The organism is Gemmobacter sp. 24YEA27, assembly GCF_030052995.1.
In the GTDB taxonomy this organism is placed as follows: domain Bacteria; phylum Pseudomonadota; class Alphaproteobacteria; order Rhodobacterales; family Rhodobacteraceae; genus Pseudogemmobacter.
Genome location: NZ_JASJPW010000006.1, coordinates 1 through 22,113, shown reverse-complemented (window position 1 = coordinate 22,113; position 22,113 = coordinate 1). Strand labels below are relative to the sequence as shown.

25 protein-coding genes and 2 pseudogenes are annotated in these 22,113 nt (G+C 62.1%); 9 read left to right on the top strand and 18 right to left on the bottom strand.

All coding sequences use genetic code 11. The features are described from left to right. Window positions 1–53 precede the first annotated feature (53 nt). The 4 genes from QNO18_RS23175 to QNO18_RS23160 all read right to left on the bottom strand — a co-directional run bounded on the left by QNO18_RS23175 (window position 54) and on the right by QNO18_RS23160 (window position 5,390). A complete protein-coding gene (locus QNO18_RS23175) occupies window positions 54–1,934 on the bottom strand; it encodes an ABC transporter ATP-binding protein (RefSeq protein WP_283179835.1) in 1,881 nt (626 codons plus the stop codon). Between the two features lie 2 nt (window positions 1,935–1,936). Beyond that, window positions 1,937–2,830 carry an ABC transporter permease gene (locus QNO18_RS23170; RefSeq protein ID WP_249499359.1) on the bottom strand — a complete coding sequence of 298 codons (894 nt, stop codon included), beginning with the start codon at window positions 2,828–2,830 and terminating at the stop codon, window positions 1,937–1,939. Then, window positions 2,811–3,755: an ABC transporter permease gene (locus QNO18_RS23165; protein WP_283179834.1), complete on the bottom strand. Its 945-nt coding sequence runs from the start codon at window positions 3,753–3,755 to the stop codon at window positions 2,811–2,813. Before QNO18_RS23165 ends, QNO18_RS23170 begins: the two co-directional genes overlap by 20 nt. 66 nt (window positions 3,756–3,821) lie before the next feature. Continuing rightward, complete coding sequence (locus QNO18_RS23160) at window positions 3,822–5,390, bottom strand: ABC transporter substrate-binding protein (protein WP_283179833.1); 1,569 nt, start codon at window positions 5,388–5,390, stop codon at window positions 3,822–3,824. A gap of 115 nt (window positions 5,391–5,505) precedes the next feature. On the opposite strand from QNO18_RS23160, the gene QNO18_RS23155 reads away from it, so the two are divergent. Continuing rightward, window positions 5,506–6,318, top strand: coding sequence for a helix-turn-helix transcriptional regulator (locus QNO18_RS23155; RefSeq protein ID WP_283179832.1), 813 nt, complete (start codon window positions 5,506–5,508; stop codon window positions 6,316–6,318). 144 nt (window positions 6,319–6,462) lie between these two features. Here the strand turns inward: QNO18_RS23155 and QNO18_RS23150 are convergent, their stop codons facing one another. The 5 genes from QNO18_RS23150 to QNO18_RS23130 are packed head-to-tail and all read right to left on the bottom strand — an operon-like array spanning window position 6,463 to window position 9,923. Beyond that, window positions 6,463–6,753, bottom strand: a complete 291-nt coding sequence (locus QNO18_RS23150; protein ID WP_283179831.1) for a hypothetical protein — start codon at window positions 6,751–6,753, stop codon at window positions 6,463–6,465. 13 nt (window positions 6,754–6,766) lie between these two features. Continuing rightward, window positions 6,767–7,813, bottom strand: a complete 1,047-nt coding sequence (locus QNO18_RS23145) for a linear amide C-N hydrolase (protein ID WP_283179830.1) — start codon at window positions 7,811–7,813, stop codon at window positions 6,767–6,769. A gap of 10 nt (window positions 7,814–7,823) precedes the next feature. Continuing rightward, a complete protein-coding gene (locus tag QNO18_RS23140) occupies window positions 7,824–8,549 on the bottom strand; it encodes a hypothetical protein (RefSeq protein ID WP_283179829.1) in 726 nt (241 codons plus the stop codon). A gap of 10 nt (window positions 8,550–8,559) precedes the next feature. After that, the gene (locus tag QNO18_RS23135; RefSeq protein ID WP_283179828.1) at window positions 8,560–8,694 is read right to left on the bottom strand and encodes a hypothetical protein; all 135 of its coding nucleotides are present in this window, start codon (window positions 8,692–8,694) and stop codon (window positions 8,560–8,562) included. Further along, window positions 8,691–9,923: an amidohydrolase family protein gene (locus tag QNO18_RS23130; protein ID WP_283179827.1), complete on the bottom strand. Its 1,233-nt coding sequence runs from the start codon at window positions 9,921–9,923 to the stop codon at window positions 8,691–8,693. The genes QNO18_RS23135 and QNO18_RS23130 overlap by 4 nt, the downstream gene beginning before the upstream one ends. A gap of 657 nt (window positions 9,924–10,580) precedes the next feature. Here QNO18_RS23130 and QNO18_RS23125 point away from each other — a divergent pair. Continuing rightward, entirely contained in the window at window positions 10,581–10,802 is a 222-nt protein-coding gene (locus tag QNO18_RS23125) for a hypothetical protein (protein WP_283179826.1), read from the top strand. A 112-nt stretch (window positions 10,803–10,914) separates the two neighbouring features. On the opposite strand, the gene QNO18_RS23120 is transcribed toward QNO18_RS23125, so the two are convergent. The 9 genes and pseudogenes from QNO18_RS23120 to QNO18_RS23080 form a co-directional block, all read right to left on the bottom strand. Further along, entirely contained in the window at window positions 10,915–11,136 is a 222-nt protein-coding gene (locus QNO18_RS23120; protein WP_283179825.1) for a hypothetical protein, read from the bottom strand. Beyond that, window positions 11,129–11,305, bottom strand: coding sequence for a hypothetical protein (locus QNO18_RS23115; protein ID WP_283179824.1), 177 nt, complete (start codon window positions 11,303–11,305; stop codon window positions 11,129–11,131). Before QNO18_RS23115 ends, QNO18_RS23120 begins: the two co-directional genes overlap by 8 nt. A gap of 41 nt (window positions 11,306–11,346) precedes the next feature. Beyond that, window positions 11,347–12,131: pseudogene (locus QNO18_RS23110) on the bottom strand (IS5 family transposase). Window positions 12,132–12,431: 300 nt separating this feature from the next. Beyond that, a complete protein-coding gene (locus tag QNO18_RS23105; RefSeq protein ID WP_283179823.1) occupies window positions 12,432–12,995 on the bottom strand; it encodes a hypothetical protein in 564 nt (187 codons plus the stop codon). Continuing rightward, on the bottom strand, window positions 12,929–13,564 hold the full coding sequence (locus QNO18_RS23100) for a hypothetical protein (protein ID WP_283179822.1): 636 nt from the start codon (window positions 13,562–13,564) through the stop codon (window positions 12,929–12,931). The genes QNO18_RS23105 and QNO18_RS23100 overlap by 67 nt, the downstream gene beginning before the upstream one ends. A 21-nt stretch (window positions 13,565–13,585) precedes the next feature. After that, complete coding sequence (locus QNO18_RS23095) at window positions 13,586–14,137, bottom strand: DeoR/GlpR transcriptional regulator (RefSeq protein WP_283179821.1); 552 nt, start codon at window positions 14,135–14,137, stop codon at window positions 13,586–13,588. A 181-nt stretch (window positions 14,138–14,318) separates the two neighbouring features. Next, entirely contained in the window at window positions 14,319–14,531 is a 213-nt protein-coding gene (locus QNO18_RS23090; protein WP_283179820.1) for a hypothetical protein, read from the bottom strand. A 258-nt stretch (window positions 14,532–14,789) separates the two neighbouring features. Further along, window positions 14,790–14,921 (bottom strand): annotated as a pseudogene (locus QNO18_RS23085) (IS481 family transposase); the annotation flags it as partial. 318 nt (window positions 14,922–15,239) lie between these two features. Then, window positions 15,240–15,929: a FadR/GntR family transcriptional regulator gene (locus QNO18_RS23080; RefSeq protein ID WP_283179819.1), complete on the bottom strand. Its 690-nt coding sequence runs from the start codon at window positions 15,927–15,929 to the stop codon at window positions 15,240–15,242. Window positions 15,930–16,136: 207 nt separating this feature from the next. On the opposite strand from QNO18_RS23080, the gene QNO18_RS23075 reads away from it, so the two are divergent. From QNO18_RS23075 to QNO18_RS23045, 7 genes are all read left to right on the top strand, one after another. Further along, window positions 16,137–17,132 carry an arabinose ABC transporter substrate-binding protein gene (locus tag QNO18_RS23075; protein ID WP_283179818.1) on the top strand — a complete coding sequence of 332 codons (996 nt, stop codon included), beginning with the start codon at window positions 16,137–16,139 and terminating at the stop codon, window positions 17,130–17,132. Window positions 17,133–17,197: 65 nt separating this feature from the next. After that, window positions 17,198–17,479, top strand: coding sequence for an ATP-binding cassette domain-containing protein (locus QNO18_RS23070; protein WP_283179817.1), 282 nt, complete (start codon window positions 17,198–17,200; stop codon window positions 17,477–17,479). Beyond that, entirely contained in the window at window positions 17,440–18,708 is a 1,269-nt protein-coding gene (locus QNO18_RS23065) for an ATP-binding cassette domain-containing protein (RefSeq protein ID WP_283179816.1), read from the top strand. The genes QNO18_RS23070 and QNO18_RS23065 overlap by 40 nt, the downstream gene beginning before the upstream one ends. A 17-nt stretch (window positions 18,709–18,725) precedes the next feature. Further along, on the top strand, window positions 18,726–19,676 hold the full coding sequence (gene araH / locus QNO18_RS23060; protein ID WP_283179815.1) for an L-arabinose ABC transporter permease AraH: 951 nt from the start codon (window positions 18,726–18,728) through the stop codon (window positions 19,674–19,676). Window positions 19,677–19,692: 16 nt separating this feature from the next. Next, window positions 19,693–20,580: an aldose 1-epimerase gene (locus QNO18_RS23055; protein WP_283179814.1), complete on the top strand. Its 888-nt coding sequence runs from the start codon at window positions 19,693–19,695 to the stop codon at window positions 20,578–20,580. Beyond that, the gene (dgoD, locus tag QNO18_RS23050) at window positions 20,577–21,728 is read left to right on the top strand and encodes a galactonate dehydratase (protein WP_283179813.1); all 1,152 of its coding nucleotides are present in this window, start codon (window positions 20,577–20,579) and stop codon (window positions 21,726–21,728) included. The genes QNO18_RS23055 and dgoD overlap by 4 nt, the downstream gene beginning before the upstream one ends. Window positions 21,729–21,732: 4 nt before the next feature. Next, on the top strand, window positions 21,733–22,113 hold a 381-nt coding region (locus tag QNO18_RS23045; protein WP_283179812.1), incomplete at its 3' end, for an SDR family NAD(P)-dependent oxidoreductase.

Sequence of the window (22,113 nt, the reverse complement as noted above, 5' to 3'; positions counted from 1 at the left end):
TATTGGCTGGGCCAGCGGGCAGCGGGTCACGAAATCACAGCCCTTTGGCCGGTTCAGCAGGCTGGGCACCTCGCCCGCAAGACCCAGACCGCTCTGACGCTGATCGGATCGGGCTGCGCGATCCCCTTCAGCAGCGACGCGGTATAGGGATGGCGGCAGTCGCGGAAAATCGCGTCTGTCGGCCCTTCTTCCACGATACGGCCAAGATACATGATCGCGATGCGGTCGCTGATATGGCGGACCACCGGCAGATTGTGGGTGATGATAAGGTAACCGAGGTTATAGCTGCTCTGCAGCCCGGCCATCAGATTAAGCACCTCACCCTGCACCGAGACATCAAGCCCGGCGGTCGGTTCATCGGCCAGCAGAAGACGCGGGCTCAGTGCCAGCGCCCGTGCCACCCCGACGCGCCTCGCCTGGCCGCCCGACAGCTGATGCGGATGGCGCGACAACAATGCCCTTGGCAGCCGCACCATATCGGCAAGGCGTTCCACCTCGGCGTCAAGGCTGCGCCCTTCCTCACCATGAATCTGGAACGGCTCGGCGATCAGGGCGCGCACGGTTTTGCGCGGCGAGAGCGAGCCATTCGGGTCCTGGAACATCATCGCCATATTGCGGCGGAGGGGCTTGAAGGTGCGTTCGGGCATGTTCTGCACCTCGGTGCCGTCGAACAACACCTTGCCCGAGGTCACGGGCACCAGGTTCAGAATGGCCCTGCCAAGCGTGCTTTTGCCCGAGCCGCTTTCCCCGACAAGGCCCAGCGTCTCTCCCGCGCGAAGCCGCAGGCTGACATCGAGCACAGCATCCAGCCCGCGCGGGGCCCGCCGCGCAAGTTTTGCGGCGAGCTGGCTGCCGATCTGGAAGCGAACGCCCAGATCGGACACTTCCAGAAGCGGCGCGGCGCTGTCCTGCGCTGCTATCGGCGCGCGCGGCGGTGACGTGATGACAGCAGCCGGTACCGGTGCCGGTTGTTCACTGCGCCAGCAGCGCACCATTGCGGTCGCGTCGCGTCGCACTTCCGGCGGCGCGCTCTCACGACATTCCGCGACGGCCTGGCCGCAGCGGGGGGCAAAGATGCAGCCCGTTGGCAAGGCAATCAGATCGGGCAGATCGCCCGGAATGATCGGCAGCCGGCTGACCCGTTCGGGGATCCGCGCCGGATCGCATTCCAGCAATGCGCGTGTATAGGGATGCTGCGGCGCATGGAAAATCTGCGAAACGGTGCCGGTTTCGACCACTTCTCCCGCATACATCACCACAACATCGTCGCAAAGCTGCGCAATCAGACCCAGATTATGCGAGACCACCGCCATGGTGGTTTCGCTGTCGCGCTGAAGATTGCGCAAAAGCTCGATGATCTGCGCCTCCATCGTCACATCAAGCGCGGTGGTCGGCTCATCCGCCAGCAAAAGATTTGGCCCGGTCAGCAGCGCCATAGCGATGCCGGCCCGCTGCCGCATGCCACCGGAAAACTCATGCGGATAGCGGCCCAGCCGATATCCAGGATCCGGAATTCCCACCTTTCCCAGCATTTCCACAGCAGCCTTGCGCTTGGCACTGCGGCTCATTTTACGGCGACGGTAAAGCAGGTCGCGCATCTGGGTGCCATAGGTCAGCAAGGGCGCCTGCGAGGTCATCGGGTCCTGGAAGACGACCGAGATTTCCTCTCCGCGCAGCGCGCGGCGCGTGCGCTCGGACAGGCGCAGAATGTCACGGCCCTCATAGCGGATCGTGCCGTCAGTGATCTCGGCATTAGCCGCAAGCAACCCCATGACAGACCACAGGACCGAGCTTTTTCCCGAGCCGCTTTCACCGACAATGCCGGTGATGCGGCCCTTGCGCAGATCAAAGCTGATATTGCGCAGGGCCTTCATGCGGCCCTGGCTGGTCTGGAAATCGACCGAGAGCCCCCTGATCTCAAGCAGGTTTTCCATCGTCAGCGTGCCTTGTTCATGCGCGGATCGAAGGCATCCCGAAGGCCTTCGGCAAAGAATGTGAAGCCAAGCGTGGTCAGCACCAGCGGCAGGCCCGCCATCAGCACCATCCAGGGCGAGTCGCGGATCACCAGATAGCCGTCATTGAGCAGCGTTCCCCAGCTGGCCAGCGGCGGCCGTACCCCCAGCCCGAGGAAGGAAAGCCCCGCCTCCAGCGCAACCACCGCCGGCACATCCATGGCGGCAAGGATCAGAAGCGGCCCCATGATATTGGGCAGGATATGGTGCAGCATGATCCGGAGCGTCGATGCCCCCAGCGAGCGTTCAGCCATCACGAAATCGGTGCCGCGCAGCGCCAGCGCGGCTGTGCGCGTCACCCTGGCATATTGCGGGATCGAGGTCAGGATGACGATCGCCATCACCAGCGCAAGGCTTGGCCCGGTCAGTGCCACCATGGCAAGACCCAGAATGATGGTCGGGAAAGAGCGGATCGCGTCGAACAGCAACAGCAGCAGCTGATCGAGCCAGCGCGGTCCGAAGGCCGCCATCATGCCCAGCATCAGCCCCAGAACCAGCGAGATCGTCACGCCAACGGTTGCGATCAGCAAAGCAATGCGGCCGCCATAAAGAATGCGCGACAACGTATCGCGTCCCAGCTGGTCGGTGCCGGCCAGATGTTGCCAGCCGGGGGCGGACAGCCGGGCCGGAATATCCATGGCATTCGGATCATAGGGCGCGATCAGGGGCGCCAGCAGGGCCGAAAGGCAGAATAGCAGCACCAGCGCCAGCCCGATCATGGCCTGACGGTTTGACAGAAAGGCGGCAATCTGGCGGCGGCGCTCATTGCGGGCGCCGCGCCCCGCAGCAAAGCCGGAATCAGAGCGAGTTTCGGACACGGGGGTCGATCCAGCTGATAAGAAGGTCTGAGATAAGCACGACCAGGATGTAAAGCGCGGTGGTCACCACCACAGTGCCCTGGACGATCGGGAAGTTTCGCGCCTGCACGGCGTCATAGAGCAGTTTGCCGATGCCCGGCCGGGCAAAAATCACCTCGGCGAAAACGGCCGAAGACACGAGGCCTCCGAAGCCCATGCCGATCAGGGTGATCGTGGGCAGAACGGCCACCGGCAGGGCATAGCCAAAAACGATGCGCAAAGGCCGCAGGCCGAAGGCACGGGCCGAACGGATATAGGGCTCGCCCATCACCTCCAGCATCGACGCGCGCACCATTCGCGCCAGATAGCCGACCCAGCCCACCCCGACCGCGAAAGCGGGCAGAATAAGATGACGCAGCTGGCTGGAGATATTGCCGGACTGGCCCGCGCTCATCGCCGGCAGCCAGTTCAGCTGAACCGAAAGGATCAGCAGCGACCAGATCGCCATCAGAAAGGAGGGGATTGCAATGGTTCCGACCGAAAGGACGCCGGTCACCCGGTCCAGCCAGCCGTTCGGCCGCACCGCAGCCAGACAGCCCAGCGGAATGCCGATCACAATGGCCCAGCCCATCGCACCGGCCATCAGGGCCAAAGTATAGCCGATCTGCTCGCCGATGATGGCCGAGACAGCGCGGCCCGAAAAGATATCCTCGCCCAGATCGCCGGAAAACAGGCTGCGCGCATAGGTGAGGAACTGCACCCAGACCGGCTGGTCGAGATTCATCTTGGCAGTATAGCGCGCAATGGCTTCGGGGGTTGCCTGTGGCCCGAGCGCAATCGTGACCGGATTGCCCTTTACCAGCCGCAGCAGGGCAAAGAGCGTGATCACAACCGTCGTCACAATGGCAAATGCCAATCCGACGCGCTTTATGAGATATGCAATCATCAGAGTTCCGTCGAATTCGCCTGCCCCCGCCGGAATGGCGGGGGCACAGTCAGCTGTCATCGCCGCTCAGGCAGGCTGAAACAGCCGGTAGTCCTGCTGCCCCGAAGGGGAGATCCGCACCGCAACATCGGTTTTGTGGATGTAATAGCGCGGCTCATGGCAGAGCCAGACATAGGCACCAGTCTCTTCCATGAGATCCTGGAGCCGCAGATAGATGTCATTGCGGATCGCCGGGTCGGTTTCGGCAATCCCCTTCTCGACCAGGGTGTCATATTCCGGATTGGTCCAGCGTTCCCAGTTCCATTCGCCAACCTGAGACGAGACGAACCATTGCGTCGCTTCATAGGGATCGGGAACGCTGCCAAACCGCATGATCCACAGCTGCAGATCTTTCCAGGTGTCACCGGCAGATTCCATGCCCATTTCCCAGAAGCTGCCGCTGTCCATCGGGATGATTTCCAGCGTGATCCCGATCATCGCCAGATTGGCCTGGATGATCTGAGCCGCAAGCATCGGCTGCTGCTGGTTCAGCACTCTGAGGCTGAGCTGCAACCCGCTGACACCGGCTTCATCCAGCAGCGCCTGCGCTGCCGCGACATCAAATGTGTAGAACTTTGTCTCGCTGCGATGGCCGATCAGCCCCGGGCAGACCACGCCATACGACCGGCTCGCGACATTCGAATAGGCGGCCGCAATGATCGCGTCGCAATCCACCGCATGCTGGATTGCGCGGCGCACACGAATATCCTGCAGAATCGGATGTTCGGTGTTCATCCCCAGCCACATGAAATTCAGCTCGCCGGCCTTGGTCAGCGCTGAATTTTCCGGAACAGACGTCTGGTAACGCGCGACGGCATCCGAAGCGATCTGTGTGATATCCAGCTCGCCGGCCTCATAGGCCAGTTCGGTCGCCTTGACCTGCGAGATGATGTAAGACTGCACCTCATCAAAGGCAGGCTTCGGACCGGTCCAGTCAGGATTTGGCAGGAATTTGACCATCTGGCCGGGGATATTCTCGATCCGGTAGGGGCCGCAGATGGCGGGGAATTCGGTGGTGAAGCGCCCCCCCACATCCGCCATCGCCTTTTCGCACAGAATGGCCCCTGGTCCGTGGCAGAGCGTTACAAGGAAGAAGGGTGCGAAAGCGTTCTTCAGAACGATCGTCCCGGTACGCTCGCCGGTGACCTCGACATGGTCGAGCACCTCAAAGTAGCCGCCCCATTCGGAATCCTTCATCCGCTCATAAGAGAATTTGACATCCGAGGCGCGCAGCGGGCCATAGCCTCCAGACCAGTTCAGCCCCTCGGTCAGCTCAAAATCGATATGGGTCGGGTCACGCAGCTCCAGCCGGGTCACATAGTAGGTCGGCTCCCAGTCCAGCACACCGTCTCTGGTGACATATTGCGCGAGGAAGGGCAGACATTGCTTCTGCACTTCGATCTCGAGCCCGCCAGTCATATAGCCCGGATCAAGGATCTTGATATCCCCGTCCTGGCGTACCCGCAGCAGTGGGCGGGTCGAAGCGCCAGCCTCCTGAGCCACGGCATGCCGCATGGGCAGTCCGATGCCGGCAAGCGCGGAAAACGCAGTGCCCGTTGCGAGAAAGCCCCGCCGTGTAAAGCCGAAACGACTCATGATTCTCATTCCCTGGATATTATTTTTTAAGGAAACTCGCATCAGACCCTCCTCTTTTCCAGTCTGTTGTCCTTCGCGACTTGACGCGAATTACGCTTCAATGTGATGTAGAATCATGGAAGACGATTTCCCGCGAAACCTGTCACTGCTTTGCAGCTATCACCATTCGGTGGCGGAGGCTTGCCGTCGGTTGAAAATGAACCGGCAGCAGTTCAACAAATATCTCAACGGCCAAAGCCGGCCTTCGCGGCGCAACATGCGCCGGCTCTGCGATTTCTTCGGGGTAACCGAGACTGAGATCCTGATGGAGCCATCGCAGCTTGAGCAGATCATCTCGTTGCGGCGCGTACCCGATCCCCAGCCGCAACCGGGTGAAGCCAGCGCGCATGTCGAGGCGCTTTACCGTCACAGCCAGTCGCTCGAAAAATATGTCGGCTATTACTACAGGTATTTTTATTCTTTTGGCAACAATGGCTTAATCACGAAGTCTCTCGTCTCAGTCTATCGGCGCAATGACCGCTATTACTGGAAGAACATCGAGATCATGCGCGATCCGGTGACCGGGAAAGTCGTCGGGCTCAGCAAATACAGCGGTGTCCTGCTCTATCTCGCCGACCGTATCCATGTCATCGAATACGAGACGCTCGACTTTAAATCCCTGACCCAGGTCACGCTCTATCCCAGCTATCGTCACCAGCTGCTCCGGCTGATGGGCATCCAGACGGGTGGTCCAACCCGCCGCGGGCGCAAACCCGGGGCGTCAAAAGTGGCGCTTGATTACCTCGGTCGCAATATCGATCTGCGCAAGGCCCTGCGGGCGGTGGGCGTCTTCCCGCCGCAGGCCGCCGCATTGCCGGCCGATATCCCCGATCTGGTGATGAACCGGATCGAGCCAGGCACCTATGTGCTTGAAGTGGACGAACCCTGAGCCCCGCGATCAGCGCCGCGATCACGGCTTTTCGCGCGGAACGAAGTGCAGGTCATTGTGGCAGGCCACTTTCGGGCGCTGCGCGATCTGCCTCCGACTCGAGGCAGATGCACGCTCTTAACGGATCCGCGCAGCCGGGTTGCGTCAGGTCTTTGCGATGCAGCGATAGGTCACATCAAAGCCGAATGTCGATTTCTGTTCCATTCCGGTCAGAACAGCATGCCTCCCTGAACGCGCACACTCGCTTTGTGCCAGCATGTCATAGCGCTCGGGCGGGCTCTTCCGCGTGGCGTCAATCAGCCCGTGCAGCACAACTCCATCGGTGGTGCTTCGCAGAATTCTCACCGGCTCTTCGGGCCTGGGGCCGCTGACGCAGGCCGCCTGTGTTGCGGCAAGCAACAAAATCAGCGGCAGTCGGGTCAGGGTCCTGGTCATGCTGATACCTCTCTCATTCGGCAGGTTCGAAACGGAAAGGCTCTGCAGCGACAAATTCCGCCGAGACCTCGCCCGAGCGGATGCTGCCCATATCCACGCCCAGATCCAGCTGACGTACACCGCTGTCACTGTCAAAATCCAGCTGCTTCAGATCAACCCAGAACACATTGGGCGAGATCGCGGATTCGACGTAGAACAGCCGGTCCTTCTGATCCGCCACCACCCGCCAGCGTGTGGTCGAAAGGTTCGGCGCGTCCGGCGTCGAGATCCCATAAGGCACCGAGGCATTGCGGATCACGCTGAAGGCCGCTGCCGCAGCCTCGCGCGGGTCATCCGATTGCACGACCATGTCGATATAGGTGCCGGCGCGCACGAAACGGTCAGCGGCGCGGGTGGTGCCGGGCAGCACCTCGCGCGGGTTGACACCCTTCCAGTAGGAGGCCAGCGCGAGTTGCTCATCATAAGGCGGGTCATTGGTCATGACGTTGAATTCTGGCCCGTGATGGATCACCAATTCGCCATTGAGCCATTCCAGAATGGCACTGTCACCGCTCGCATCCGACAAAGACAGATGCACGGTCGTCAGCCGTCCCGGCTGCATCGGCACTTCCCTGGTCAGGACATGAAAGGGCTGCGCCTCCAGATCCTTCACTGCCTCGGCAACGGTTGCGTAATTATCCATGAAATACTGCGCCCAGAGCGAAAGCGACATCTGTGGTGTCTGGCCATCATCCTCGGGATAGTCCGAGGCCACCAGCCAGAGCATATTGGCAACCAGCCCCGCCTCGTTCATGCCGTCGACGGTCGAGATGTCATAGCCTGAGACGATCAGGCTGCCATATTTCGAGGTCCATTCCAGCGAGCGCGGACCTGCCTCGCCGGTGCGGGCCATGCCGCGCGGAAAGACCCAGAGATTCGAGACCATCGGCAGGCTCCAGTCCATGGACCGTGCGGTCAGGACGCGGCCTTCGGGCCCGTGATAAACAACACGGGTGCAGGCCTCGGCAATCGGGGCTGCCGCGACTGCGAGCGCAAGCGCGAGGGTAAGGGATCTGATCATCTGTTTCTCCTCAGAATCGCCAGGTCGCGCCGAAAAGCGGCCCGCCCATGCGCACATCGACCGCTGTGCCGCCACTGCGGTAATCGACATTCAGCTGCCGGTAGCCGAAAGACAGCCAGAGATTGTCATTCACCTCATAATTAACCGTCGCAAGAATCTGGCTGGTGCTTTCCGAGCCAACTCCGAAGCCACCAAAATCGGCATAAACCACCGCAGACCATTGCGGGGCCAGCGCGATATTGGCGCGGGCCGCGAGGATCGGATCGACGAAATCCTTTCCCGGCGATGCCTGCATCATTCCGCCCGCAACGGTGACGCTGCTTTTGATGCTGAAGGCCCGGGCGCCGCCCAGGAGGTCTAGGGTAAAGGCCTCATTCTGCACCGCCCGCCAGCCTGCCAGCAGGGTCAGAGAGCGTTGTGTCAGCTTGCCCTCGGCCGGCAGCCCCGGCGGCACATGTCCGGATTTAGAACTTGAGGACCAGCTCAGATCCCCCATGAGCACCAGGCGGTCGCGCCGCGCATAGACCGAAAGGAAAAAGGCACCGTCGACATCTTCGATGACGTCGGAAAAACCTTTTTTGAAGGACAGCGTCGGTGCGCCCGTAAAGGGGGTGACATCGCCGCCAAAGCCTGCGGCCCAGACATAGGGGGTGACCTGGCGTGACCAGCCCTCGGCCAGAGCCGCGGTTGATCCAAGGGCGAGAATGGCCATAGCCCCCAGCAGGTTGCGGATCATGTCATGCTCCTCACAAGGTATTTTTGAACAGGCGGCCATCTTTGAGGATGACCCTCAGATTGCTGCTGTCAGAAAGCCAGTCGAGCCCGGCTTCAGCATCGCCATCAACCACCAGAAGATCCGCCAGTGCTCCCTCGGCGATCACGCCAAGCCGTCCGTCATAGGGTGCGCGTGCCCCGACAGTGCCAGAAGATCACCCGCTGCCCCGGTTGCCCGGTGCAGCGCCTCCAGCGGCGACATGAAACGGGCCAGCTTGGTCAGCTGCTTCGCCTGGGTTTCGCCGCCGCCGTAAAGGATATCTGTGCCGAACGCCCAGTTGACCTTGTGCTTGTCGGCCCATTCAAAGGCCCGCATCGTGCCTTCAGCGACCATTTTCTGCGCGGCAATCGCCTTGGGATCGGTGTATTTATTCGCATCTTCATCGGCGAGGAACGGCTGGATCGACCACCAGGTGCCATTATCCGCCATCATGCGGACGGTGTCCTCATCCGCCAGCTGGCCATGTTCGATCGATTTCACGCCTGCTTTGATACAGCGCTGGATGCCAGCCGAGGTATAGACATGGGCGCAGACATAGGTGCCCCAGTCGCTCGCGGCATCGACTGCGGCGCGCATCTCTTCCAGCGTGAACTGCAGCGATTCCAGCGGGTCATATTGTGAGGCGACGCCGCCGCCCGCCGCGATCTTGATCTGGCTCGCGCCCTTCATCAGCTGCTCGCGGGTGCGGCGCAGCACCTCGGGGACGCCGTCAGCCAGCGCCGACATGCCAGCTTTGGTCGCATAATCGGGCTGGTCGATCGGCATCATCGGCAGCGTGTTCTGAAAGCGGAAATCGCCATGGCCCGAGGTCTGGCTGATGATCGCCCCGGCGGGGAAAATGCGCGGGCCGGTCACCACACCGCGATCCACCGCGGCCTGCAGGCCAAAGGCCGGTCCGCCGACATCGCGCACCGTGGTGAAGCCGCGCATCAGCGTCGCGCCCGCCTCTCTCCCCGCCATCAGATGCAGGAAGCCGATATCCTGGGTCATCGCGGCCAGCTGGCTGACCGAGGCAAGCGTCGTATGCCAATGGCTGTCGATCAGACCAGGAATGACAGTGCGCCCGCCGCAATCGATCCGTTCAGCCTCTGCCGGGCCCTGGCCCGCCGCCGGCAGCCCGGCAATCCGGCCGCCCTCAACCAGAATGTCGACGCCACTGTGAAGGTTCAGCCTTGTACCGTCGAAATATTTCAGATTGGTCAGCAAAAGAGGCGCGCCAGCCGTCTGCGCCCGCACCTCCTTTGGGGCAAGGCCAAAACCTGCGAACATACCGACGACCGCTGACATCCCGCCGAGCATCTGACGACGCGAGATATCCGCCTCAATCCGGCGCATTGCGGCCAGGGTATCGGGGCTGCCGCAATGGCAAAAGTGCATTAGTCCTGTGTCGGCAAGAGATGCACAGCAGGTTTGACACATGCGATAGCTCCATGACGAAAAAAGGCAATAATTCAACGATCTGCAGAATCCCAAGCAGATCGCAACTCTGGAATGAAAGTCAACTGCCTATGCAAGCCTGAATTGAGATCGCCAGCACGGAGAGCCAGCATTCAGGATAACCGGCATCCTGTTATGGGCTGGCTCCACCGCGTCATTTGCTGCCCGCGATATGATAATGATAGTCAGCAGATCCCGCCAGAACGTGGTTAGGTCAGCGAACCACAGCAGATCCTCATTCCCTGCACCCTGAAAGATATGCGGCTGCCTGGGGCCCCGTGTCGCTGGTCCAATCATACGAGCCTCCGACATAGCCACCGACCGGCATCAGGGTCCTTTCGCGCTTCCATGCACCAGAGAAGGACGGCTCGCCTCTCGCATCCCCGATCCGGACGACTGATCGTCGCAGCCTTCCGGTCGGACAGCTCGCGCATATACCAGAAGCGGATCAGCCCCGAGCGCGCGAGGGGTGGCTGACCCGGATCGGCAGCCTCACACCATCGTCATGAACCCCGTGAGCTTGTCGCCCGTTATCTCTTCGGAAGGAGAACAATAATGGCAAACGCATCGCACAAAAAATTCGGCAAGGGTGTCCAGGGCAAAGGGGATGCCTCAGGCGCTATGACCATGTCCGACATCGACAGGATCCCGCCGAACGAAGTCTTGTCCAACCGCGATAAGCAGCAGGATCCGCGCAAGGGCGGGCATGACGGCAAACACGTGCAGACCGAGCAGTACGAGGATCACTCGGCAAACCGGATCCCGAAAGAAGAGTGACCGCCGGCGCCTCAGCCACCGGGATAGAAACCCCTGCTGCGCCCGCTGTAGTCATCCGGCGGGCCTCAGGCTGTGTGAGAGAGGAGGGCGGCCAGTAGCAAAACGAGGCGCATCACCGACGCTCCGGCGCCATTGCCAGCTGCAGGGCGAGGCCTGCATTGGCCGGGTCAGCGCCGGAATAGCCCGCCGCTTCGAGGAAGCCCTGTGCCGGATAGGCGCGGCCCAGAAGGGTGGACGCGATAGTTTCGGCCACCCCCATGATGATAAACACCGCGGCACCACGAGTGGCGGTCAGCTCACACGCAACCTCAATTACCCGCAGCGCTTTATCCAACTAAGTTTTTCACCACCTCATGGAGGGTTTCGGCCAGATCACAGGCAGCCGCATAGCGCTGTTTCGGATCGGTGCTGTCACCGGCCAGCTTTGCTCCCCTTGCTGCCAGCACCTGCTCCCATGTCGCCTCCTCTTTGGTTTTTGCGACCGAAAGGGACTCCGTGTGCATTTTGATCCAGACGAATGTTAGCAGATCCACTGAGGCTTAGGTCATGTTGACAAACTGTGGTGCCATAACCTGATGCAGGCGACATCGACGAAGCCGAGGAAGCTTTTGGTGGTTTTGTCGTAGCGAGTTGCCAGCCGACGGCTGTTTTTCAGCCTGTTGAAGCAGCACTCGCCCATGTTGCGCAGGGTGTAGATGGTCATGTCGACAGCCTTGCGCACCCATCGGGTCCTTCGCATCGGTATCATGGGCGGGGGTTGCGGCCCTCGATGTCTTCCCGAATTTTATCATACCCGTAGCCCCAGTCGGCGACCAGAACGGCGGGCTGTGGCAGATTGTCGGCCATCACCAGATTGTAGCCGGTTTAATAGGAATCCTGCCCTAGCGTGATCTCGGTCCTCATCGGGAGGCCTGCGCCGTTGACGAAGGACGATGGATCCTGGTCGAGAACCCACCTCTCGAACAGCCAGGAACTTGTTGTCAGCAGTCCCCCTTTTGCGCCCGCCGCATGTTGATCGGCACGGATCACAGTTCGATCAACCATCTGGAGCTTGTCTGGCGCGATCCCGGCGTGGTTCAGCGGATTAAGGATATCCTCCCACAATCCCGCCAAAGTCCAGCGGCGGAACAGACGGCAGACCGAGGACCACTTGCCAAACTCTTCGGGCAGATCACGCTGTGGCGAACCAGTCCTTGCGATCCAGAAACTTCCATCCACAACAAGGCGATTGTCCGCATTTTTCCGCCCGTTCGGGTACCGGCTGGCATGAATGAAGCCCTGGAATAAGGCCCACTCATGGTCGGATATCAGGCTGCGAGCCAAGTTCATCTCCCACGCAGCGATGAGCTTGAATCATAGAGCGCGGACCCGTGGAATCGATTTTGTGAACACTACCTAAGCGAGAGGAAGGTCCGGGCCCATCCAGTGGCTTCGGCGGTGCGAGTGGCGACCCGGGGCCGGGCATCAGTTCCAGACGCAGACCACTTTCTGGCAGCGTTACAAACCGCGAGACGAAAACGGGGCGGGTGCGGCTTGCATAGCGCTCCCCGATCTCTGCGGCAAAATGTGCCGCCCAAAAGGCGGGATCTGCTTCAATATCGGGGGCCGGCGAAGCGATATGGGCGAGTTTCAGCGGCTGCTCCGGATTGCAACAAGTGCGGCAACCGGGATCGCAACCATGATGGCGGCAAGGATCGCGAAAGCGACAGGCAGTGAGCTGTGATGCGCAAGGCCACCCAGCAGCGCAGGGCCAAGCAGCACCCCCGCATAGCCCGCGGTCGTCACGGCAGCTATGGCAAGCCCCGGCGCCATTGTGCCTTCCTGCGCTGAGAGGCTGACCAGCACCGGCACGATGTTCGCCGCGCCAAGTCCCAGCAAGACAAGCCCGACCATCGCGACCCACAGCGCCGGGGCCGCCGCCAGAAGCGCGACACCAAGCACGACCACGCTGCCCCCGACGATCAGCACCCGCCTTGGGCCGGCTACTGCGACGATACGGTCTCCTGTCAGCCGGGCAAGCGTCATTGCCACGGCAAAGACCATGTAACCGGCGCCCCCCTGTTCCACCGGGACCAGCCCTTTCTGCACGATCAGCAGCGCGCTCCAGTCCAGCAGCGAACCTTCCATCAGGAAGGCGATCCAGGCGAGGAAGGCGAAGAGCAGGATGCTGCCACGCGGCAGCACAAAGCGCACGGGCTCCCCCTGACGCGAGGCCAGCAGGCGGGGGAGGCTATGAAAAGGGCCAGCGCCATGCCAAGGCTGCCTATCATCAGGGCCTTTACGGGTTGAAGGCCGAAAGAGAGCAGCAGGGCCATCCCGCCTGCGCCGATAAAGCCGCCCACGCTGAACATCGCGTGAAAGCCCGACATCAGCGGGTGCGGGGAATCGCTCTGAACCTCGCTGGCGTGAATGTTCATCGCCACTTCCAGTGCACCAAGCGAAGCGCCGAATGCGGCCAGGAGCAGGCCCAGTAAAGCCGGAGTATCGGCAAGTGCCAGCATGGGCAGGAACAGCGTAACGCCGATCCCGCCTGCCAGGATGATTTTGCGGCTGCCGAAGCGGGCGCAAAGCCCGCCCGTCGCGGGCATCATAAGGATAGAGCCGCCACCAAGGCAGAGGAGCAGGATGCCCAGCCCGGCCTCGTCCACGCCCACACGGGCTTTTGCATAGGGCACAGTCGCGGCCCAGGCCGCGATGGAAAAGCCCGCGACGACAAAAGCGAGCCGGGTTGCAAGGCGTGCAGAGGGGAGATTACCGGACATGATGGAAGAGCGTCGCGCTTGTTACGGGGGGGCTGTCAGAACGTTGCGGCCCTCTTCACGCAGGGTCAGGCCAATGCGTTCCGTGGCCGGATGCGTCAAGACATAAGTCGTAATCCTGTCACTTGCGCAGATACGATAGGGCGCGGTTGTGGCGATCTTATCTGTGGTCAGCAGCACAGCTGTTTCGCGCGCTGAACGGATCAGCGCCTTCTTGAACTGCACGTCATCGGCAAAATAGCCGGCCAGCCCTTCGACAGGGTCAAAGGCGCAGACACCGGCAAAGGCGAGATCAATGCTGTAATCTTGAAGATCCTGGATCGCCCTGGCATCCACGCAGCCACCTGTTTCAGGGGACAGACGTCCGCCGAGCAGGGATGTGACAATGTCGCTGCGCGAGAGCAGTTCTGACGCGATGGCAAGGCAGTTTGTGATGACATGCAACTGCGCCCCGCCCGGAAGGATCCGCGCCAGTGCAAGATTGCCCGAGGACGAATCCAGGAACACGGTTTGACCAGGCCTGATCAGCGGCAGAGCAGCCTGTGCCAGCACGGTCTTCTCGTCTGAGTTCTGCAACACTCGCTCGGACAGGGCCCCGATTGCTGGCGAGAGCGGCAATGCCCCCCATAAACACGCTCACAAACGCCCTCGGCGGCAAGCGTGCGCAGATCGCGGCGGATCGCATCTTCAGAGACCCCGAATTCTGCGGCCAGATCGGTTGATATGACCGCGTGCCCGGCGGCAAGCCGATCACGGATCAGGTGCTTTCGATGTTTTGGGATTCGTGCGGTATCGGACATAAACGTGCATAAACAAGAATTCTGCCGTCGATGCAAGCCAAACTCGCCGCGACCTGTCCCTCCTTCATGAAGATCACCGCATAAACATCGCCCGAGCCGACGAAACGCCGGCAAGGTTTGGAGCGTCCTGTGTGGTCTCGCACAACTGTCAGATTGGGCGCCAGGGTCATTTCCCATATCGTTATGACCTTGAGTAACTGGGCATCGAAAACGGGGATCCCTTTTGTCAACACGTCCTGGGTGTCCGGCCCGGCATGTGATGAAACGGAGTGAAGATGGATCTGTCAGGCTCTGATCGCCAGATTTTGCAGATGCAGTCACAAGGCGTGCGACCGCCGGGGGCCTGAGCCTTTGTAATACGTTGCAGGTGAGGCGGGATCGGCAGCCCGTCCGGCGGAGTGTCTGGCCCGATACAAGATGGCGTCTGCCAGGTGCGTTTGCAGCTGGTAGTGGCTTTCGTACTGAAAGCGTTTGGCGGTGGCCTCCTTGATCGCGCAGTTCATCCGCTCGACCTGGCCATTGGTCCGGAGATGGCTGGGCCTGGTCAGCCGCTGTTTGATGCCTCTGGCTTTGCAAGTCACGTCGTAGCGCATCGGCCGGGGGGAGATGGTGATCCTGTTCCGAGACTGCGCTACGAGAGGGATTAGTTTATTCTTGAGAATTGTTTGTGCGTGGGGCAGGGCGCAGCGCCAGGCATTTTTGCGGCCAGATCCACTGCGGCGAGCAGGCGCCGATTGCCACCAGACCTGCATGGACCAGTGGCGGCTCAAACGGTGGCACTGTCACTCTCGCCCAGTGGCAGACCGGTCGGCCGGAGGGGCTGGGGAGACCAGGCGATCCGCGCCATCGCCACCCTTCGGTTCGATTGCGCTGATTTCTTACGGGCCAGACGTGGCTCCGGATCTTCCCAGATCGTCCATCGCATGCTGAATGAGCGTCAAACTGCACTCTCTCGACCGATCTATATCCCGCGTGACCAGGGCGTCCAGCAGGGCGCGATGCGATGCTACTGTCCGGGAGAAATCATCGACCGATTTGTTCGAGGCCAGCAGCATCAGATTCAGCCCCGCCCGGATGGAATGGATAAACTGCAGAAAGACCGCGTTATGGCTGGCGCGCAGCAGGGCCTCGTGAAATGCGAGATCGGCGCGTGTAAAGGCCTCCGGGTCGTTTCCTGCCCTGGCCATGTCATTCACCGCGGCTTCTATATGGGAAAGGTCGGCGAGACTTGCGCGCTTGCAGGCCAGCTCCGCTGCTGCGGGTTCGATGGCGCGGCGGGCTTCCAGCACGCTATCGGCAAATTCTGCAACATCCAGATAATCCGCCACCCAGTGGAGAACCTCGGCATCCAGCAAGGCCCAGTCTTCCCGCGGCAGCACGATGGTGCCCACCCGCGGGCGGGAGCGGACCAGATGTTTTGCCTCGAGCCCCTTGATCGCCTCGCGCACGACAGTGCGAGAGACGCCGAATTGCAGCGACAGTTCGGCTTCGGATGGCAGATTCTGGCCAGGAATCACGGCGCCGGAGGCGATGAGCCTTGCCAGATCGGCCTGAATGTCGCTGCGCACGCGGGGCGCCTGGGGCTGCTGGCCTGCATCGGTTTTCCGTCCATCCTTGCGGCGGCAATATGTCCGGCGCCGCATTAAGCTGCGATATATCAACACGATTTTTGCATGTCTGGCCAGTGAATTTAATTATCATACCACAGAATTGACTGCACTGATATTTGTGTTAGCCTGTCGGGGTCATATAGACCTTGATCCGTGGGAGGACTCATGCGTTTCCTGAATTCCATTGCCCTGGCTGCTGGCCTCGGGCTGAGCACTATTGCTGGTCTGGCCACCTCGGTCATGGCCGATACGGTAAAGATCGGCTTCATCGTCAAGCAGCCCGAGGAGCCGTGGTTCCAGGACGAATGGAAGTTCGCAGATCAGGCCGGCGCCGAGAAAGGCTTCGAGGTGGTCAAAATTGGGGCCACCGATGGCGAACAGCTGATGGCGGCCATCGACAATCTGGCGGCACAGGGTGCGCAAGGCTTTATCGTCTGCACGCCGGATGTGAACCTTGGCCCGGCCATTGTGGCCCGCGCCGAAGCCGCCGGGCTGAAGCTGATGACCGTCGATGACCGTCTGGTCGATGCATCGGGTGCGGAAATCGACTCGGTCGTGCATATGGGCATTTCGGCCCGCAAGATCGGCGAAACCGTCGGTGAAGCGCTGGCGGCAGAGATCAAGGCGCGCGACTGGAACCCGGCCGAAGTGGGTGCGCTCAAAATCTCCTATGACCAGCTGCCGACGGCCGTTGATCGTACCGGCGGGGCAGTGGATGCGCTGAAGGCGGCAGGCTTCCCCGAGGCCAATATCTATGACGCGCCGCAAACCCGCACCGATACCGAAGCGGCACTGAACGCGGCCACCGTGGTGCTGAACCAGCATCCCGAGGTCAAGCACTGGATCGCTTTCGGCCTGAATGACGAGGCGGTTCTGGGCGCGGTGCGCGCAGCGGAAAGCGTCGGCATCAAATCGGCCGACATCATCGGCGTCGGCATCGGCGGCGCGGCATCGGCGATCAACGAGTTTGAAAAGCCCGATGCGACGGGCTTCTTCGGCACCGTGGTGATCTCGCCCAAGCGGCACGGCTATGAAACCGCGCTGAATATGTATGAATGGGTTGCCAATGGCGTCGAGCCGGAAAAGCTGACCCTGACCGCAGGCGCGCTGGCCAGGCGCGACGACTATAAGCAGGTGCTGGTCGATCTGGGCGTCAACTGACGCCTGACCCCGGGCCGGCCTCCGGGTCGGCCCATCCTTTTCCCGCATCAGCTATGGGCGCAACCATGAGCTACTTCTTCGAATATCGCGGCATCACCAAGACCTATCCCGGTGTCAGGGCGCTGGAGGATGTCAGCTTCGGCGTGCGCCGGGGTGCAGTCCACGGGTTGATGGGAGAGAACGGCGCCGGCAAGTCCACGCTGATCCGCATCCTCTCGGGCGACCAGCAGGCCAATGCCGGGACGATCCTGATCGACGGAGCGGAGCAGAACTTCACCTCAGTGCGCGATGCCTCGGATAATGGGTCATGGTGGTGCATCAGGAATTGCAGCTGGTGCCGGATCTGACAGTCGCCGAAAACCTCTGCCTTGGCCGGTTTCCGGCGCGCGCGGGGTTCGTCTCGCGCCGCCGGATGATCGCCGATGTGCAGGCGGTACTGGATGATTACGGCATCGACGCCGATGCGGGCGCCCGCGTGGCCAGCCTGCCTCTGGGCGCGCGCCAGATGGTCGAGGTGGCGAAGGCCGCCATGGTCAGGGCCCGCGTGATCGCGCTGGACGAGCCGACCTCGTCGCTGTCCTCGCGCGAAAGCGAGGTGCTGTTTCGCATGATCGCGCGGCTCAAGGCCGAAGGGACAGTGATCCTTTATGTCTCGCACCGCATGGATGAGATTTTCCAGCTCTGCGATTCCATGACCGTGCTGCGCGATGGCAGGCTGGCCGCACATCATGACACGCTGGAAGGCGTGACCCGCGCGCAGATCGTCTCGGAGATGGTCGGGCGCGAGATTGCCGATATCTGGAACTGGCGTGGCCGCCCGCTGGGCGAGACCCGGCTGACGGTCGAAGGCCTGAGCGGCCCGCGCCTGTCCGCCCCGGGCAGTTTCAGCGCGAAAAAAGGCGAGATCCTTGGCTTTTTCGGCCTGATCGGGGCGGGCCGCTCCGAGCTGATGCGGCTGATCTATGGTGCGGATCCTGCGAAGGCCGGGCGCGTGACGCTGGATGGCGAAAGCTATACCGCCACCGATCCGCGCCAGTCGATCCGGCGTGGCATTGGGTACTGTTCCGAAGACCGCAAACATGACGGCATCCTCAATGGCCGTTCGATCGAAGAAAACATCACCATTTCCGCGCGCCGCCTGTGGTCAAAGGGCGGTTTCCTGCGCCTGAAGCGCGAGGCGCAGGTGGCGGAAGACCAGATCAGACAGCTGCGGGTGCGCACCCCGTCGCGGTTCCAGGACATCGTGAACCTCTCGGGCGGCAACCAGCAGAAAGTGATCCTTGGCCGATGGCTGGCCGAGGAGGGCATCCGCGTGCTGATCGTGGACGAGCCGACGCGCGGCATCGATGTCGGGGCGAAGTCCGAGATCTACGATCTGCTCTACAAACTGGCCGAACAGGGAATGACCATTCTTGTCGTTTCCTCGGAACTGCCAGAGGTGATGGGGATCTGCGACCGGGTGCTGGTGATGTGCCAGCACCGCATCCGCGCCGAATTCACCCGAGAGACCTTCAGAGAGCAGGCCCTGCTGGCCGCCGCGCTGCCCGATGGGCAGGACCATTCCACCGCCGCCTGAGGCCCGGAGATCAGACAATGACAACGACGTTGAAGAAAATCCTGCTCGGCGAACAGGGGCTTTTGGTGATCTTCGCCATCGCTCTGGTGCTGGTGTCGGTCTTCGTGCCGAACTTCCTGTCCACCCGCAATGTGATCGGCCTGTTGCAGGCGGTGGTCACGGTCGGGCTGGTCGCCTGCTCAATGATGCTCTGTCTGGCGACCCGCGACTTCGACCTTTCGGTCGGCTCGACGGTGGCCTTTACCGGCATGATGGCAGTGATGGTGACCAATGCCACCGGGTCGATCCCGCTGGGCATCCTGGGGGCGATTGCCGCCGGCGCGGCGGTCGGTCTGGTCAATGGCGTGATCATCGCGAAGATCGGCATCAACGCCCTGATCACCACGCTGGCGACGATGCAGCTGGTGCGCGGCTTTGGCCTTATCATTTCGGACGGGCGCGCGGTCGGGGTCAAGGAGCCCGCCTTCTACAATATCGCGCTGTCCAGTGTCTTTGGTATTCCGACGCCGATCATCGTGCTGGCGCTGGCCTTCATCCTCTTCGGTGTTGTGCTGAACCGCACTGTCTTTGGCCGCAATACGCTGGCCATCGGCGGCAACCCGGACGCGGCGCGGCTGGCCGGGGTCAAGGTGGTCTGGACCCGGGTGACCATCTTTGCCATCCAGGGCGTGATGTGTGCCATCGCCGGCGTTCTGCTGGCCTCGCGGATCACCTCGGGGCAGCCGAATGCCGCCACCGGGCTGGAACTCTCGGCGATCTCTGCCTGTGTGCTGGGCGGCGTGTCGCTGGCCGGGGGGCGGGCGACGATGACCGGCGTGATCGTCGGGGTGCTGATCCTTGGCATCGCGGAAAACGTGATGAACCTGCTGAACATCCAGGCCTTCTACCAATATGTCGTGCGCGGCCTGATCCTGCTCTTCGCGGTGCTGCTCGACAATCTGCGCAGCTCCAGCGGCATTCGTCGCTGAGCGAAGGGGTGCTGCAATGACAAAGACCATCACGCTGAGGTCGGGGGATCTTGCGCTTCGGCTGGGCTGCCGGGGCGGGGTGATCCTTGACTTCCGCCTTGGGGCAGGGGCCCTGATGCGCCCCACGCCAGAGGGCGCGGCCCCGGGCGACAGCGCCTGCTTTCCGCTGGTGCCGCTGGGCAACCGCATCCGCGACAACCGCTTTGACTTTGGCGGGCAGACCTACCGCGTGACCCCCAATGCCCTGCCCGAGCCGCTGCATCTGCATGGTGCCGGCTGGCAGGCCGATTGGGACCTGGCCGGCTCCGATCAGAGCTCGGCCCGGCTGATCCACCGCTATGACGGCCCCGATCTGCCGCATCGCTATGAGGCGGTGCAAAGCTTCACCCTGACGCCCGGCTCGCTCACGATCAGCCTTGCAGTGACCAATACCGGGGCCGACACCTTGCCTTTCGGCATTGGCTGGCATCCGTTTTTTCTGCCGGGGGCGGTGCTGACCGCGCCGGCACAGGGGGTCTGGACCGAAGGCCCCGGCCATCTGCCGGATGGCCGTACCGTCCTGCCCGAAGATCTGGATTTCGCGCAGCCGCGCCCGCTGCCCGGCCGCTGGATCAACAATGCCTTTGATGGATGGAGCGGTCACGCCAGGATCGACTGGCCGCAGCGTGGCCTGTCCCTGCGCATCAGCGCCGATCCGGTCTTTGGCTGCTATCAGCTTTACGCTCCGCAGGACGGCGCCCCTTTCGCTTTCGAGCCGATGAGCCATCTGCCCGACGCGCTGTCCCGGCCCGGTCATGGTGGCCTGACCCCGCTTGCCCCCGGCGAAAGCCTTGCGGGCAGCATCACCCTTGTTCCCTCATCCCTGCCCGGCGCAGCCGGGGCCGTTTCCGGAGAAAAGTCGTGAAGATCACTGCGCTGAAAACCTTCATCGTGCCGCCGCGCTGGTGCTTCCTGAAGATCGAAACCGATGAGGGCATTTCGGGCTGGGGCGAGCCGGTGGTCGAGGGGCGCGCCCATACCGTCGAGGCGGCGGTGCAGGAGTTAGCGGATTATCTGATCGGGCAGGACCCGCTGAAGATCGAGGATCACTGGCAGGTGATGTATCGCGGCGGTTTTTATCGCGGCGGCCCGATCCTGATGAGCGCGATCGCGGGTGTCGATCAGGCCCTGTGGGACATCAAGGGCCGCGCTTACGGCCAGCCGGTGCATCAGTTGCTGGGCGGGCCGTGCCGCGACCGGATCAAGGTCTATTCCTGGGTTGGCGGCGACCGCCCCTCGGATGTGGCCAAGGCGGCGCAGCAGGCGGTGGCGCGCGGCTTCCAGGCGCTGAAGATGAACGGTACCGAAGAGCTGCAGATCGTTGACAGCCATGCCAAGATCGACGCTGTGGTCGAGACCCTGGCGACGGTGCGTGCCGCCGTCGGCCCGCATATCGGCCTTGGCGTCGACTTCCATGGCCGGGTGCACCGGCCGATGGCCAAGGCGCTGATCCGCGAGCTGGAACAGTTCCGGCTGATGTTCATCGAGGAACCGCTGCTTTCGGAGCATCTCGATGCGATCGGCGAGGTTGCCAAGGGCTCGAGCACTCCGATCGCGCTTGGCGAGCGGCTCTATTCCCGCTGGGATTTCCGTCATGTGCTGGAAAGCCGGGTGGTCGATATCATCCAGCCCGACCTCTCCCATGCCGGGGGCATCACCGAATGCCGCAAGATTGCAGCTATGGCGGAGGCCTATGACGTGGCCCTTGCGCCGCATTGCCCGCTGGGGCCGATTGCACTGGCAGCCTGCCTGCAGGTCGATGCGGTCAGCTACAATGCTTTCATCCAGGAACAGTCGCTGGGCATCCATTACAACGGGCCCGGGCGCGATCTGCTGGATTATCTGGTCGATCCCGATGTTTTCACCTATGCCGATGGTATGGTCACGATCCCGCAGGGCGTGGGTCTGGGCATCGAGGTGAATGAAGAGGCCGTGATCGAGGCGGCCCGGATCGGGCATCGCTGGCGCAACCCGGTCTGGCGTCATGAAGACGGCTCCGTGGCAGAGTGGTGACGAGATGACAGGCAGGCTGAGCGGGCGTTTCATCGCAGTGACGGGCGCTGCACAGGGCATCGGGCGGGCGATTGCTGCGGATTTCCGGGCCGAAGGCGCGGATCTGTTCTTACTGGATCTGGATGCGGATCTGCTGGCGGCAACGGTGGCGGATCTGCTCGCCACCCCCGGCGGCCGCATTCTGCAGGCGGCGGCCGATATCGCCGATCCCGGCCGGGTCGTGGAGGTTTTTGCCGATGCGGCGGCACAGGCCGGCCGCAGCCTCGATGGGCTGGTGAACAATGCGGGCGTCAATGTCTTCCACACACCGCTGGACACAACCGAGGCCGAATGGCGCCGGGCCTTCGCGATCAATCTGGATGGCGCATGGTCCTGCGCCCGTGCG